Source organism: Croceicoccus sp. BE223 (assembly GCF_031457155.1).
In the GTDB taxonomy this organism is placed as follows: domain Bacteria; phylum Pseudomonadota; class Alphaproteobacteria; order Sphingomonadales; family Sphingomonadaceae; genus Croceicoccus.
The window spans coordinates 1-12890 of the sequence record NZ_JAVDWB010000009.1 but is presented as its reverse complement, the minus strand read 5'-3'; the positions used below and the strand labels follow the sequence as shown (position 1 = coordinate 12890).

At 66.2% G+C, this 12890-nt stretch carries 14 protein-coding genes; 12 read left to right on the top strand and 2 right to left on the bottom strand.

Annotation, left to right across the window (positions count from 1 at the left end):
• Nucleotides 1–98: 98 nt before the first annotated feature.
• Nucleotides 99–833 (bottom strand): hypothetical protein, encoded by a 735-nt coding sequence (locus tag J2X37_RS15260; RefSeq protein ID WP_310022917.1) that lies wholly within the window; start codon nucleotides 831–833, stop codon nucleotides 99–101.
• Nucleotides 834–907: 74 nt separating this feature from the next.
• On the opposite strand from J2X37_RS15260, the gene J2X37_RS15255 reads away from it, so the two are divergent.
• Entirely contained in the window at nucleotides 908–1732 is an 825-nt protein-coding gene (locus J2X37_RS15255; RefSeq protein WP_310022915.1) for an RES family NAD+ phosphorylase, read from the top strand.
• Between the two features lie 150 nt (nucleotides 1733–1882).
• Here the strand turns inward: J2X37_RS15255 and J2X37_RS15250 are convergent, their stop codons facing one another.
• A complete protein-coding gene (locus tag J2X37_RS15250) occupies nucleotides 1883–5680 on the bottom strand; it encodes an SIR2 family protein (protein ID WP_310022913.1) in 3798 nt (1265 codons plus the stop codon).
• Nucleotides 5681–6286: 606 nt separating this feature from the next.
• On the opposite strand from J2X37_RS15250, the gene J2X37_RS15245 reads away from it, so the two are divergent.
• The 11 genes from J2X37_RS15245 to J2X37_RS15195 all read left to right on the top strand — a co-directional run bounded on the left by J2X37_RS15245 (nucleotide 6287) and on the right by J2X37_RS15195 (nucleotide 12757).
• Nucleotides 6287–6931, top strand: a complete 645-nt coding sequence (locus J2X37_RS15245) for a hypothetical protein (protein WP_310022911.1) — start codon at nucleotides 6287–6289, stop codon at nucleotides 6929–6931.
• A 16-nt stretch (nucleotides 6932–6947) separates the two neighbouring features.
• Entirely contained in the window at nucleotides 6948–7745 is a 798-nt protein-coding gene (locus tag J2X37_RS15240; protein WP_310022909.1) for a hypothetical protein, read from the top strand.
• 19 nt (nucleotides 7746–7764) lie between these two features.
• On the top strand, nucleotides 7765–8133 hold the full coding sequence (locus tag J2X37_RS15235; RefSeq protein WP_310022907.1) for a DUF3768 domain-containing protein: 369 nt from the start codon (nucleotides 7765–7767) through the stop codon (nucleotides 8131–8133).
• A 223-nt stretch (nucleotides 8134–8356) separates the two neighbouring features.
• Nucleotides 8357–8686, top strand: a complete 330-nt coding sequence (locus tag J2X37_RS15230; protein ID WP_310022905.1) for a hypothetical protein — start codon at nucleotides 8357–8359, stop codon at nucleotides 8684–8686.
• A 94-nt stretch (nucleotides 8687–8780) separates the two neighbouring features.
• Nucleotides 8781–9275 carry a hypothetical protein gene (locus J2X37_RS15225; RefSeq protein ID WP_310022903.1) on the top strand — a complete coding sequence of 165 codons (495 nt, stop codon included), beginning with the start codon at nucleotides 8781–8783 and terminating at the stop codon, nucleotides 9273–9275.
• Nucleotides 9276–9309: 34 nt separating this feature from the next.
• A complete protein-coding gene (locus tag J2X37_RS15220; protein WP_310022901.1) occupies nucleotides 9310–9963 on the top strand; it encodes a hypothetical protein in 654 nt (217 codons plus the stop codon).
• Nucleotides 9964–10089: 126 nt separating this feature from the next.
• On the top strand, nucleotides 10090–10647 hold the full coding sequence (locus J2X37_RS15215; protein WP_310022899.1) for a MucR family transcriptional regulator: 558 nt from the start codon (nucleotides 10090–10092) through the stop codon (nucleotides 10645–10647).
• Nucleotides 10648–10816: 169 nt separating this feature from the next.
• Nucleotides 10817–11317, top strand: a complete 501-nt coding sequence (locus tag J2X37_RS15210) for a DUF736 domain-containing protein (protein WP_310022897.1) — start codon at nucleotides 10817–10819, stop codon at nucleotides 11315–11317.
• Between the two features lie 147 nt (nucleotides 11318–11464).
• Nucleotides 11465–11728 (top strand): type II toxin-antitoxin system Phd/YefM family antitoxin, encoded by a 264-nt coding sequence (locus tag J2X37_RS15205; protein ID WP_310022894.1) that lies wholly within the window; start codon nucleotides 11465–11467, stop codon nucleotides 11726–11728.
• On the top strand, nucleotides 11728–12165 hold the full coding sequence (locus tag J2X37_RS15200) for a hypothetical protein (RefSeq protein WP_310022892.1): 438 nt from the start codon (nucleotides 11728–11730) through the stop codon (nucleotides 12163–12165). Before J2X37_RS15205 ends, J2X37_RS15200 begins: the two co-directional genes overlap by 1 nt.
• Nucleotides 12166–12436: 271 nt before the next feature.
• Nucleotides 12437–12757: a single-stranded DNA-binding protein gene (locus tag J2X37_RS15195; protein ID WP_310022890.1), complete on the top strand. Its 321-nt coding sequence runs from the start codon at nucleotides 12437–12439 to the stop codon at nucleotides 12755–12757.
• The last annotated feature ends 133 nt before the right edge of the window (nucleotides 12758–12890 follow it).

Sequence of the window (12890 nt, the reverse complement as noted above, 5' to 3'; positions counted from 1 at the left end):
TATAGCGGCGATCACTTGGTCAGCCCTCGACGAAGGCGAGCAGGTCGGCCTGCCAATGCCGATGGCGCGGCCGAGGTCGCCAGCCTCGGACGCAGGGGCTAGCGGTGGCTCACGCTGCCCATCGCGTAGCCCGAGCCGAACGATCCGCGCGCGGCATCGGCGGCATCGGCCGACTTCATGAAGAGGTCTAGATTAAGCGGGTGGCGGTGAATCTCTTCCGAGAACTTCGCGTCGGCGGCGGCCTCCGCCTCGATCGAGGCGGTGATCTCTGCCAGCTTCTCGTAGTAGACCGCACGCATTAGGTTCAACGCGGTCTCGATCTGCTGGCGGGCGCGCCGGACGAGGTTTCGATCCACGGTCTGCCGCCTGGTCACCACGCCGACCTTTGCTTCCGCCCCGCTGAACTGGAAGATGACTAGCTCGGCCTGCCATTCGCCGCGGTAGCTTCCGCCGGAGCCGAAATGGGCGATCGCGCTGTCGCGCAGATCGCTCAGCTCCTTGTGGACGATCTTCTCCTCGTCGCCGAAGCGGGTTCGCAGATCGAAGCCGCCTCGTTCCTTCGACTCTGTCTTGGTCGCACGGACGTAGAGCACGAGCGCGTTGTTGAGCAGCGCGGACTCCGTGATGAGCTTGCGGTGGTCGTCGGGATCGGCCGGAACGGTCAGCTCCGCCTCCAGCGCATCGATGCTCTCCATTGCCGTCACGAGATCGGTCGACAGCGAATGGAGGTCGCGCGCGCGCCGGATCTGGTTCGCGAGCGGGAGAAGCCGCTTCTCGGCGAAGAGGCGATCAGCGAAGGCGGAGAGGTTGTAGGTCGGGTCCGGAACGGTCATCGCTCGAATTTAGGAGCGGGCGGGCGCACTTCAAATACAAGGCGCTGGCACGACGCGAGGATCGGGAGATGGGCATGGCGGACCGCGAGAATAGGGCTGCGGAGTTCGCGCGGTGGGACAGCTTCTCGCGCTTCGCGCGGCACGTCCGGTTCACCGGCCGCTACGTCTGGAGCGATGAGGAAAGGGCCTTTTTGGAGACGGTGCTCGCGACGATCCACGACCGGGACGTGCACTTCAAGGAGGGGCGGACCTTCTACCGCGCGCAGCTCGGCGTCGATTTCCTCGACCGGAAGGACGAGGACGGCAACTGGACGGGCGAGGAGACTGTCGGATTCGGAGCCAAGCGGATGAAGCCCCTCACAGATCGCGCCCGTGAGGGACGAGCGAACCCTACCGGCATACCTGCGCTCTACGTGGGCACCACCGTCGAGACGGCGATATCGGAGGTGAGGCCCTGGATCGGCGCAGACGTATCGCTTGCCTGGTGCCGGCTGCTGAGGCCTATTCGGGCGCTCGACCGCACGAAGGGCCACGGCAGGACCTCGTTCGCCGGGCCAGTGTTCCGGCATGTTATGGGCGGCCCGGATCTGACGGCGGCAGAAAAGGAGGAGGCGGTCTGGATCGACATCGACAACGCCTTTTCGGAACCAGTCACGTCGACCGACGACCGCGCCGAATATGCGCCGACCCAGATACTGGCCGAGCTGTTCCAGAGCGCGGGATACGACGCGATCGGCTACAAGAGTCACTTCGGCGACGACGGAGAGAAGCGCGGATTCAACATAGCAATCTTCGATCCCGACGCCGTCGAGATCGTCGCCTGCGCGCCTTACCGAGTGGAGTCCATCAAGGTCGAGGCCAAGCAGAACGGAAACGCTTGGTCCAAGGCCCACGACTAGGTGGCCGCGTACCGGCGAGAAACACCGTGGCGCTGGCGCCATCGGCGATTTCGGAGATCATTGCGACGTCGAGCTGCCCGGTAATCCGCTTACAGCCGTGTTTCCGTTGGAGATCGGCCGCGACGGGCGTCTCTCGTGGCGCTGGGATAGCTACCTGTTCTGCTCGCGCCGGGAGAGCTCGGCCAGCCTCGTATCATCTCGGACGACTTCTTGCGCCTTGAGCGCGTCGAGCGTTCGACGTGTCTCGTATGGCCAGAGCCATGCATCTTCGGGAAGGACCTTCCACAAGAGGTCGAGCAGCTCGCGCGGATGCTGGGAGGCGATCCCTTCTTCCAGGTCGATAAAGTGGCCCATCCGCACAGACGATCCCGCAACCGCATCAAGGAGTGGGAGGATCACATTGACGATCTCGACGAACTTATCCGGGATGGCCAATGCCATGTCGACCAGCCGGCCGGAAGTCTGCGGCGTCCGGACCGACCTCTGCCGTGGCCACACGCGTTCGAGGAAGGGAAGGATCCGGTCGCCCCATCTCGAGTCGGGCTCGTTCGACCACCGCTGAAGATACCACAGCATCTGGGTCCGCAGTTCGTCGTCGCCGTGAATCAGCACCTCGCGCAGTTCCACATCAGGGATGAGCGCGTCCTCTTCGGCGGGGTCGTCGCTGCCGGCCCAGCCTGCGAGCAGCATTCCGGCGAGCTTGTTGGCGTGGTCCCGGCGCTTCGAACCCGATCTCGCCAGCGCGATGAAGGCAGGCTTGAGGCGAGTGTAGAGCGGGAGCTGCGGCGTCCGGGCCGCCCAGAAATACCCTCCCCAGAAGGCTTGGGCGTCGGCATCGTCTCTGTCAGCGACCGCCAGCAATCGGCTTTCGGTCCAGTCCGGGTCGATGAAGTAAAGCCAGTTCGAGTGCGGCGCCGTCATGGCGATCGCGTGCCGACGCGCGTCGCCGGGGAGCGCAAGGAGCTGATCGAGCCGGGCCTTCCACTCGGTGGGCAGCCCCTTGTCTGAATTGAAGTCTACCTTCGACGCATCCTTGAAGAGGGCGTCGACCATGCGGCCGGCTGGCTGGTTGAGACCGTCATCGACCCATCCGGCGTCCGCCCGTCTGAACCGGTCCTTCGGCGGGTGGGCCGCCAACGCGGCTACGAGCAAGTCCCACACTGCCTGGAACACGTCGGGAAGGTTGGTCAGCAGCCAGGTGGCGCGGTCGCGGATCCACTCGCTGATGGGATGCCGCAGCTCCGCGACCTTCTCGGTCCCGAGCTTGGCGAGCCGCACCGCGATGGCGGTCAGTAGGCGTTGGTTGGGTTCGCACTTGGCGGTTTCATGAAGGAGAGCGGCCCATTCCCGCGCCGGAAACTCACCTTTGCGTGCGGCGTCGGTCAGTACCGCCAGCGCGAATACGGGACGCCTTTCGGCCAGCCCGGAGAAGGGCCGGTGGTCGATGAAGGTCTCGAAGTCGCGGCCTGAGGCTTCGCGCACTGCGGCCAGCACCTCTCCGACCGGGAGCCCCTCCAGCGGAGTGTGGTCGGTGTCGGTCGGAATGCGGCGGACTTTGCCTACGTTCGGCTGCGCCGTGCGATCCGCGAACCTGGTCTCCCAATCGGGATCGTCCTTGCGCAGTTTAGTCATCTTGGCTTCCAGGTCGAAGCCGAATTTTACGCCTTGACCGCTCAGCCACTGAAGGCGGTTAAGACGGTAGTGGGCTGCGATCCTGGCGAGATCGTCGCGGGACTCCGGCCAGGGAAACGAGCCTGTTAGCAGGCGGCGCTCTAGATCCTGTCGACTATTCGCATCCAATTCCGCCCATCTGTCGCGCAATGCATACAGCAGGTCCCGTTCCTGCTGATTGGTCCAGAACGACTCGTCGTCCAGAGACAGAAAAACCTCGGCGGCCTCATCCGCATCGAGGATCGCGGGCTCGCCAGCCGCCCAGATCCGGAGGCGTTCGAAGACCGGATTCGAACCGGCCGGCCAGCGGCCGAACTCCTCCCTCGCCGCCGCGCGGTCGGCCTCTGCCAGGCGGACCATCATGTTTACGAATGTCGCGAGGAGGCCGGTCAGTTGGAAACCGTCCTCGTCAGGCCGCTCTCCATCGTCCGCCCGCGTGGTGTCGAAGTATATCCGATCATGTCCGCCGATCTCTCTTTCGAGGACGATAGCGTGCTCGATCTGGGCTCGAAGGAGCTGGAGCGCATAGCCGAGATGCTCCGGCGGAATGACGAGCGGCTCGTGCGGTCGCGGATACTTCACGTCCGGTCGAAGGACGTTCTTGATCGTCCGTTCCTCTTTGCCCGGAGGCAGTCGGGCGAGGATCGGCGGCTCGACGGTCAGCAGCGGACGATACATGTCGATCGTCGACCTGACCGTCGCCGTCGACCAGCCCGACTGGGCGACCACCGCCTCGATGGCGTAGCGCTGGCGGTTGGGGTCTAGCGGGTCGGTGCGCCACGCGGCGATGAGCAGGCGCCATGCCTCGCGGATGCTCGCCGGAAAGCGATCCTGCTGCTGGCGCAGCGACCATTCGAGATGCGACACGACGTCCGGATGCAGACCGTGCTGGTGCGTTGCCCACCAGACTGCAGCCGGCTCGTGGGCGACGCGGACCAGATACGCTCCCAGATGCCACAGGCGGGTCGGCAGCTTCGATGGCCGGCCGGCATCCGGGCCCCGCAGCCGACCCGTCGCGTCCGGTGCCAGCCGCTCGCGATCGGCTTCGGTAGCGGCAAGCAGATCCCAAGCGTCCGCCGGAGCCTCGCGGCTGGAGAACCTGTCGTCGGGATCGGTCGGCGGTGGTGGTCGATCCGAGTCGAGACCTAGTGAGTCGAAAGGATCGACGCGCTCGCTTCCCTCAACGTGAGGGTCGCGCGGGCCGGGAGGCGCGTAGCGCCTCTTCGGATCGAAGACGCAGAGCCATTCCGCCGGAAGAGGCGTTCCCTTGTCCGCCAGCCGCCGGGCGCCGTCACGCGTCGCCGCGAGGTGGGCGACGATCCCCCGCTCGTGGGGCTGGAGGGCGGCCGGGCCGGCGGCCGCCATAGCGATGACGCTCTCGTGCCAGGCGTCCACGTTGCGCGCTCGGTCCGCCCATGCCCGCAAGGTCTCCCAGAGCGCGAAGTGGCCGTTGGCGCTGTCGTATGGGATGGGTTGCACGCCCTTGTGCTTCCATTGCGCGGCGGCCTGGTCGACGCTGCCTGACTGGAAGGCGTAGAGGTCGTTGGGCCTGTCCTCCTCCCGGCTGAGCGCCTCGAGAAGATACTGGACCGGCGGATCGTCCGCCGAATACCCGACAAACACGATCTTGAAGCGCTGCAGCAGCGTCTGGATGTAACGGGTTGCCCAGCCATCCGCGAGGTACGCCCGGCCGAAGTCGGCGCTCGAAAGAACGAACTCGTCGTCGCAGGCGCGGCTATACTCTGCATCTACGCGGCCATGGATGTGGATGACGCCCCTGAAGTCCGTCGGGCGCCGAGGATCGGGCAGATGCGGCGGATTGAACGAGCCGATCCCGGAGTCGCAATCCTCGAACAGCCGGTCGAAGTTGGTGGTGATCAGCCTGACTACGCCCGCCGGATCGCGTGACAGGTCGAGCAGGGTACGATGTGCGCCGAGCCCATACCCCTGAGGAGGGACCAGCGCCTTGGCCACAGCCTGGCGCACCTCTTCGGGGTAGAACTCCTGCTCTAGCAGACCGAAGATCCGGTCGGTGGCGACGACGCCGGTCAGGCCGGTCGCCTTCTCGAAGTCCTGGCTCGCCGAGAACAGTCGTCTGGCCGGGCTGTCGAGGGCGGAACCCAGAGAGGAGAGCACCCGGCCAGCGAGGCTGGGAAAATTCGGCAGGTGTGCCTCAGCTTGTGAGACGCCCGCTCCGCAGAAGAACAGGACCTGTCCAGCGTCACGCGCGGTCAGCAGTTCGTCGGGTAGTTCCGGACCGTCGGCGATAAACCTCATCGCAGCATACTAGGCGTCGAACGCGTGGCGCGGGAAGTCCAGCGTTTTGAAATTTCGACTTCGGTGATGCCGATACGGTCTATTGTGAGCAGGCCATTAGCTCTTGCTAAACGATGTCGGCACTCGCGTTAGGTCACCGGACAAACGCTGACCGTAAAAGGCCCACGCCAGATCCTCCCGGCCTAAGCGGAAAGCCCTACCTCGAATGTCTGCTTCGCGAATATCTCGTCCAAGAGCTGCCTGTCTGGAAGCGGCTATGTGCTGGTAATTCGCCGCCGGGGCGATCACGCGCGAACGTCCGATCTTGACGAAGGCCGCCGTTCGCGAAGGCCATTTGGAACGACCGGTAAGTCCCAGGATCTGACCTTCCTTCCGAGCGGGGCAGGGTCACCAGCCACATACCGATGCCACCGGTCTATTTGTTGGAACTCTGTGTCACGTAGGCACGACCAGCCGGTCAGGCTGATGAAGCACCCATAGTAGCAGTCGGCAGCGTTTTTGCCCGTCATCGGCCCGGGGCCGCGGTCCCGCGGTCGCTGACCGCGGACAGAGAGGAGGGGGAGGGGCGGGTCGAGCGGATGAGCGCTTGAGACCGGAGGCTTCCCCATGAATTACGACGTCGCGATGCGCCACCAGCAGGCGCTCGATCCCAGCGCGCTGACCACCATTGCCACAACGCTCCACGCGATAGGTGCCGCGATCACCGATTGCCGCAATGCCGGTAAGGATGCCGAGGCCGATCCCGCCGTCATTCTTCTGGTCCGGCATCTCGGCGCGGTCTGCGCGAGCTGTCCCGACAGTTTGAAGCTGCGCCGCACCTGCATAGACCAGATCGCCGAGATCCGCCGCCACCCGGTGCTGCGGACCCTCGCCATTCGCGGCGTTGCCTATGACGAGGCCGCGAAGCGCACCTTTCACCAGGAAGGCCGCACCGCCCTGCGGCAGTTAGCCGATGCGCTCGGGCTTGACGCCGACACATTTGAGGTCCGCTCCAACAAGGGCGGCCCCGCCGTCTCGGGCGAGGTCACGCTCCATGGCGACGAGGTCTATGTGCAGCTCTCGCTGGGAGGGCTCGGCCACGATCGCGAGGTGCTCTACCGCCGAGTGAGCGGCCGCAAGGACTATTGTGGCGAGCGCAACCGCTTTGCCTCGGTCACGGCGCTGCTCGCGCCCGACCGCTTTGCCGAGCAGCTCCGCCGCGATCTTCGTCTCTCGCCAGCGGTCCACACCCCCGAGCGGCTGTTCGCCTGACCTACCGGCCCCTTCCATGCACACCGACCGCAGCCAGCGATGGCGGGAGCGGCGCGCCTTGTGGGCGCGCGATCTCACCCTGATCGATCCCAAGGCCTATAGCGTCGATGTTATCGACCATGCGCTCGCACGCGCCTTCATCGCAAAGCACCACTACCTGCCGACCTACCCGGCCGCGCAGGTCGCGGTCGGCCTTTTCGGTGGCGTGGCGCGCCTCGAGAGCGTCGCCGTCTTCGCGGTCCCAACGACGGGCGCGGTGATAACGCGGCACACCGGCTTCGACGATCCGGCTCGCGGCTGCGTCCTCGCGCGCCTGATCCTGACCGATGCCGTTCCGCAAAACGGCGAGAGTTTTTTCGTCGCCCGCGCTTTCCGTCACCTGCGGCGCGAGCGACCGGGGATTGATGCCGTCGTCTCGTACAGCGATCCTGGCGCGGGTCATATCGGGCGCATCTATTGTGCGCTGTCTGCCGCTCACCGAGCAGTCACGAGGCCGAGAACAGTGCTCCGCGCAGGCAACGTCACGCTATCTGGGCGCACGCTCTCCAAGATCCGCCTCGGCGAACAGGGGCAGGCCGGCGCAGTCGAGCAACTGGTCGCGCTCGGGTTGCCGAGGCCTGGCATCGCCGAGGACCCGCGCTGCTGGCTATGGCGCCTGCAGCGCGAGCGCCACCTTGTCGCGCACCGCCAAGCTGGGCTCTTCGCCTATTGTTTCGAGCTTACCCGCGAGGCGCGGCGCCGTGGTCGCGCGCTTCCGCGACTGCCCTACCCCAAGGCGCTTCCCGTCCAGCATCCCATGCTGCCAATCTTCTAATCCGAGCAGGAGTCACGCCATGGCGGACATCCCGACCTTGACCGACCGATCATCTCGCATAGCCGCGCTCAACGACCTGTGCCGGCAAGGCCTCGATTCCGAGGCCCGAATAGTCGTCACTGCTTCCTGCCTTGCTGCGCTCGCCGGCGCGGGCGGGCTCGACGACGAGCTTCGCGCCCAGGTCGAACTTCTCGCTGCCGTCCGGCTCCATCGCTTCACGCTCGAGGATGGAGCGGACCGTCGCCGCGGAGAGGTCCTCGTCCGGGGCCGCATCATCCGCTTCGTCATCGATTACTACGACCGCTCGCTCGAATGGGGATCGGAGGACCCGGCCGATCCCGATGTCACAACGCGCGTCATGACGATCCTGCTGCCCGAGGACGACTGATCCTCTCCCATTCTCATCATCGGAGGACGATCATGCGTCGGATCACCCCGGCCACGCCCGAACATGGTCAGGCCATAGCGATTGCAGTTGAGCGGCTCCGAGAAGCTCGTACGCTGTTGCGACAGGCCGGCGCGCGCCAAGCCGCGTCCGCTGCGGGTAAGGCGATCAGCAGCGCAGAGGGGGCTGCGCGCCACGTCCAGCATCGAATCCGGAGGACGACGCGATGAGCCGCCACGATCTCCAGCCCAGACCCGACGGCGCCGGCGTGGTGCGCGTCACGATCGGCTGGGACCGCCCCCTCCAGACCTTCTTCGCGCAGGTTTTCTTCGCGACTGACGAAGAGCCTGAGGAGGGCGAGGCGCTCATCTGGATCGGCACCGAGCCCGGCGAGTTGCTGACCGCCGAGGCCGCGATTGCGGTCGTTGCGCCACACGCCATCGTCCCGGCCGATCTTGCCGACAAACTAACCGCCGAGATGCGTGCGACGATCGGCATCAAGGATGGCCGGCATCAGGCGGCCGCCAAACGGAACCTGTTCGGCTCCATCCACTAGCGCATCCATGCAGTCCAGAGATCGGCGCCCGCGTGACGTCACGCGGGCGACCGGCTGCGTGCGCCCCTACACCGTTCAACCACAGGAGGTCCCCATGGCCGATCGCGTTTCCGCGTCCATCACAATCGGCGGCACGCTCGACGCTGCCGGTTTCGACGACCTTGCCGAGATTATCGCGAGCGAAGGTCTTGCCATCGAATGGGACGGCGAACCCTTCGAGCCGCACCATCACGTCGCCGGTGAGCCGCTCAAGCTCTTTGCGCACGAGGTCGCCGGCGGCAGCTTCGACGATCTCGAGGCTTGGTGCCTCGCGCAACAGCTGCCCTTCGTGCGCTGGTGCGGCGGCTATTCCGGACAATGGGGCCCCGAGCGCGTGGTCGCGGTCGGCGACGGCTCCGCGATCTCCTACCTCGTCACCGAGGATGACGAGGTCGTGATCGGACGCGCGAACATCGAGGCGCTCGGCTCGCTAGAGGCTGTACTGGCGCATCTCGCAGCAGCCGACTTCAGCGTGCCCCCACTGGTGGTGTGCGGTGCCTCAACCGCCCTTGGCGAACTCGCACCATTGGAGGGCGCCCATGTCGAATAGCTACACCAAGGCCGCCTTCGGCATTGCCGTAACATTGGCCGAGGCTGACCTTCTCCAGCGCGTGATCGGCGCGATCGAGCTGATCGGCGACGCAAGCGTCGGCCTCGACGCGCTCGAGGCGCATTATCTCGGAATGGGCGACGACTTCGCCGCGCTCTTCCCCCGCACCGAGCTCAGCCCGTTCGACGGCCTGCTCGACCTCTTCCCGGACGGGCACTATCCGGTCCTCGATTTCGACGTCGATATCGGAGCGCCGGACGAGGCCGGCCAAGTCGTCGTCTTCTTCTCGGGCGAGCAGTTCGGCGTCGAGGTCGCAGCCAGTCTGATCCAGCGCTGTGCGCAGTCGGTCCTGCCCTTCGGGTTCGAGTTCGCTTGCGATGCTGACAAGCTCCGGGCCGGTGAGCTCGGTGGCGGCTATGTCGCGATCACCGCAACGGCCATCGAATACGGCCACACCACGTTGCTGCTCGATCGCGCCGTCGCCCGTGCACTCGACGAAGGTGCCGACGGGTTCATACTGGCGGCCCGTGACCCCGAGCATGGCCTCGGCTTCTGGAACAAGGACCACGGCTTCGGCCGTCTCATGAACGCCACGGTGTTCAGTGAGGCCGAGGCCGCCAAGTTCGACATGCCGATCGCTGCCGATCAGCCCGAATGGCTGGCAATGCCGGCGCCGCTCAGGTTCTGATCGCAGATACGCCGTTGTGCTCCGTCGACGCGGCGATACACTCGGGGATAGTGGAGGCCGGCGAGCGCCGCGGCACTTCCTCTCGAGGAAAGGTTCAGGATGGCGGAAGAGAACGATCTTGTGGCGATGACGATCGAGGTCGTCGCGAGCTATGTCGCGCACAACAATCTTCGACCCGAAGATGTGCCCGACTTCATCGCTAAGACGCACGCCGCCATCAGCGGCATCGCGAAGTCGCCCGAAGCGCCAGCTGAGGAGCCCGCTCCCGAACAGCCCGCGTTCACGCCGGCCGTCACCGCGCGCAAGAGTCTGGCGTCGCCCGATCACATCCTGTCGATGATCGACGGCAAGCCGTACAAGTCGCTGAAGCGCCATCTTGGCCGTCACGGTCTCACTCCGGCCGACTATCGCGCGCGCTACGGGCTCAAGCCTGATTATCCGATGGTTGCCCCGGGCTATTCCGCGCAGCGCCGCGAAGTCGCGCAGCGGCTGGGTCTCGGCCGCAAGCCGAAGGCGACTGCGACACCGACCGACGCGGCCGGGGCGCAAGCGGAGGCACCGGCTGCCGAGCCGGCAAAGCCGCGCCGCGGCCGCAAGGCAAGCGCGGACGCCGCGCCTGCTGGGCCCAAGCAGACCGGACGCCGCAAGGCACAGCCTGCCGAGGCGCAGAACATCGAAAGCTGATCCGCTCACGCACCCAATGAACGATGAAGAACGACCCGACGGCGCCGAAGAGGCGCTCGTCGGAGCGGCGCTGGCGCGCCTTACTCGGCCGAATGGCCGAGGAGCTGAGGGGGTCAGAGAAGGTGTTCGGACAAGGGGTTCGAGCGAACTTTCTCGAAGGAGACGACCCATGAACATCGGCACCATCACCCAGAACGCCAGCGGCACCTACACCGGCAAGATCTCGACGCTGACCGTCGCGATCGTCATCGCGCTGCGCACCGTCCAGTCCGCCAACCCGCGCGCGCCCAAGTTCGAGATTCTTGCCCTCTCGGCCGCGCGCCAGTGGGTCCAGGTCGGCGCGCTCTTCGAGCTTTCGTCCAATTCGACCGGCGAGACCTTCCTCAACGGCAAGATCGAGGACCCCAGCCTCGACAAGCCGCTCTACATCTCGGCGTTCCGCCAGGAGGACGGCTCGTACAACATCGTCTGGTCGCGTCCGACGCGCCGCCGCGATGCGCCGACGGACACCGTCACTACCGATGACGGCCTGCCGCCGCTGCCGGGTGCCGAAGAGCCTGCCGCGCCTGCCGGCGCGGACGGCCTGGGCGAATCCTCCGCCGAAGGCGGGTTCGGTGGCGAGCCTGCGGCCGGCGGTCGTCGTCGCCGCCAGCCTGAGACGGTCGACTGAGACAGGCCTGCTACCTCCCCGCGCCAGGGTGCGGGTTTGAACAGGGTTCGCTTCGCTTTTGGCGAAGCGGGCCCTGTTCCTGCTTACCGGCGCGCCGCTCTTGAACTTTCTCCGGAAACTCCGTACTTTCCGGATAGGAGGATCGTCATGCCCCAGTCCGTCAGTTCCGTCGAGGCGTCCAAGTCGTTCGGCCGCATCAGCCGCCAGGCGCTCGAGGCGCCGATCACCATCACCCATCACGGCCACGACAGCCTCGTCCTTCTGTCGCATGCTGAATACCGGCGGCTCAAGAGCCGCGATCGCGAGGTGCTGGGGCTCGGCGACTTCACCGACGAGGACCGCGCCGCGGTTGCCGCAGCACGTGCGCCGGCCGAGGCCGCGGCGTTCGACGATGAGCTCCGGGATCACTGATGCCGGCACCCGTTCCGGTTCCAGGCCTCGTCATCCGCTACTCGTTCCTTTGGAGCCATGAAGCCAGGACCGGCGCCGAGGAAGGCAGCAAGGACAGGCCCTGCGCGGTCCTGCTGGCGACGACCACCAAGGACGGCCGGCAGATGGTCACGGTCCTGCCGGTGACGCACACCCCGCCCTCCGACGAGCGTCTCGCCGTCGAGATCCCGGCCAAGACCAAGGCCCGCCTCGGCCTCGACGATGTCCGTTCGTGGATCGTCCTCGACGAAGCCAATCGCTTCGAGTGGCCCGGGCCCGACCTTCGCCCGGTGCCTGGCAACCCCGATCGCAACGTCGCCTATGGCCTGCTGCCCACCGGCCTCTACGACGTCGTCCGCACAAAGTGGCTGGCTGCGTTCGACTCACGGCGCGTAGGGCAGATCGACCGCACGTCCTGAGCTCGCCCGCCCAGTCCGGCTGATCGTTGCCTGGAGGACCCACGCCTCCTCAGTGTCCACGACCTTCCTTCGCCTGTTCCCGACACCTGCGACGAGACGGCCGCCCCCCACAACCCGTTCCGCTCGCCCGTGTTGCCGCTTCGCGGCTGCCCGCGCCAGCTCGCTCCAGGGTTCCCCTTGCGCGCTTCGCGCGCCGGTGTGGGGCGCACCCGCACGCCGCTCTTCGGTGTCACTGGCGGGAAGGCCGCTGGACCCAAGGAGGACAGGTTCCATGAACAACGTCAACATCACCGGCCGGGTGGTCAAGGATCCCGATACGCGCGGTGCCGTCACCACGATCATCGTCGCGACCGACCGCGTGAAGCTCCGCGATGGCAAAACCTTCGTCGACGAAGCCACGGGCTACACCGCCAAGGAGACCGAGTTCCACAAGGTCACCTGCTTCAACGGTCTCGGCAAGGCGGCCGCTACCCGCGAGAAGGGCAATGTCGTCGCCATCACCGGCCGACTCCATTACTCGAGCTGGGAGGATCGGGACGGCGTCACGCGCTACGGCTGCGAGATCATCGCCGACAAGATCGACTTCTTCTGACAGGCGCGGGCGGCGCTTCGGCGCCGCCCTACCGACCTTCATCCGAAAGTGGCGGCACGAGCCGTGTCACCGCCGTCGCATAGACCCAGGCACGTGCGAGCTGGTTAGACAGCGGGTCTCGGAACACCACCAG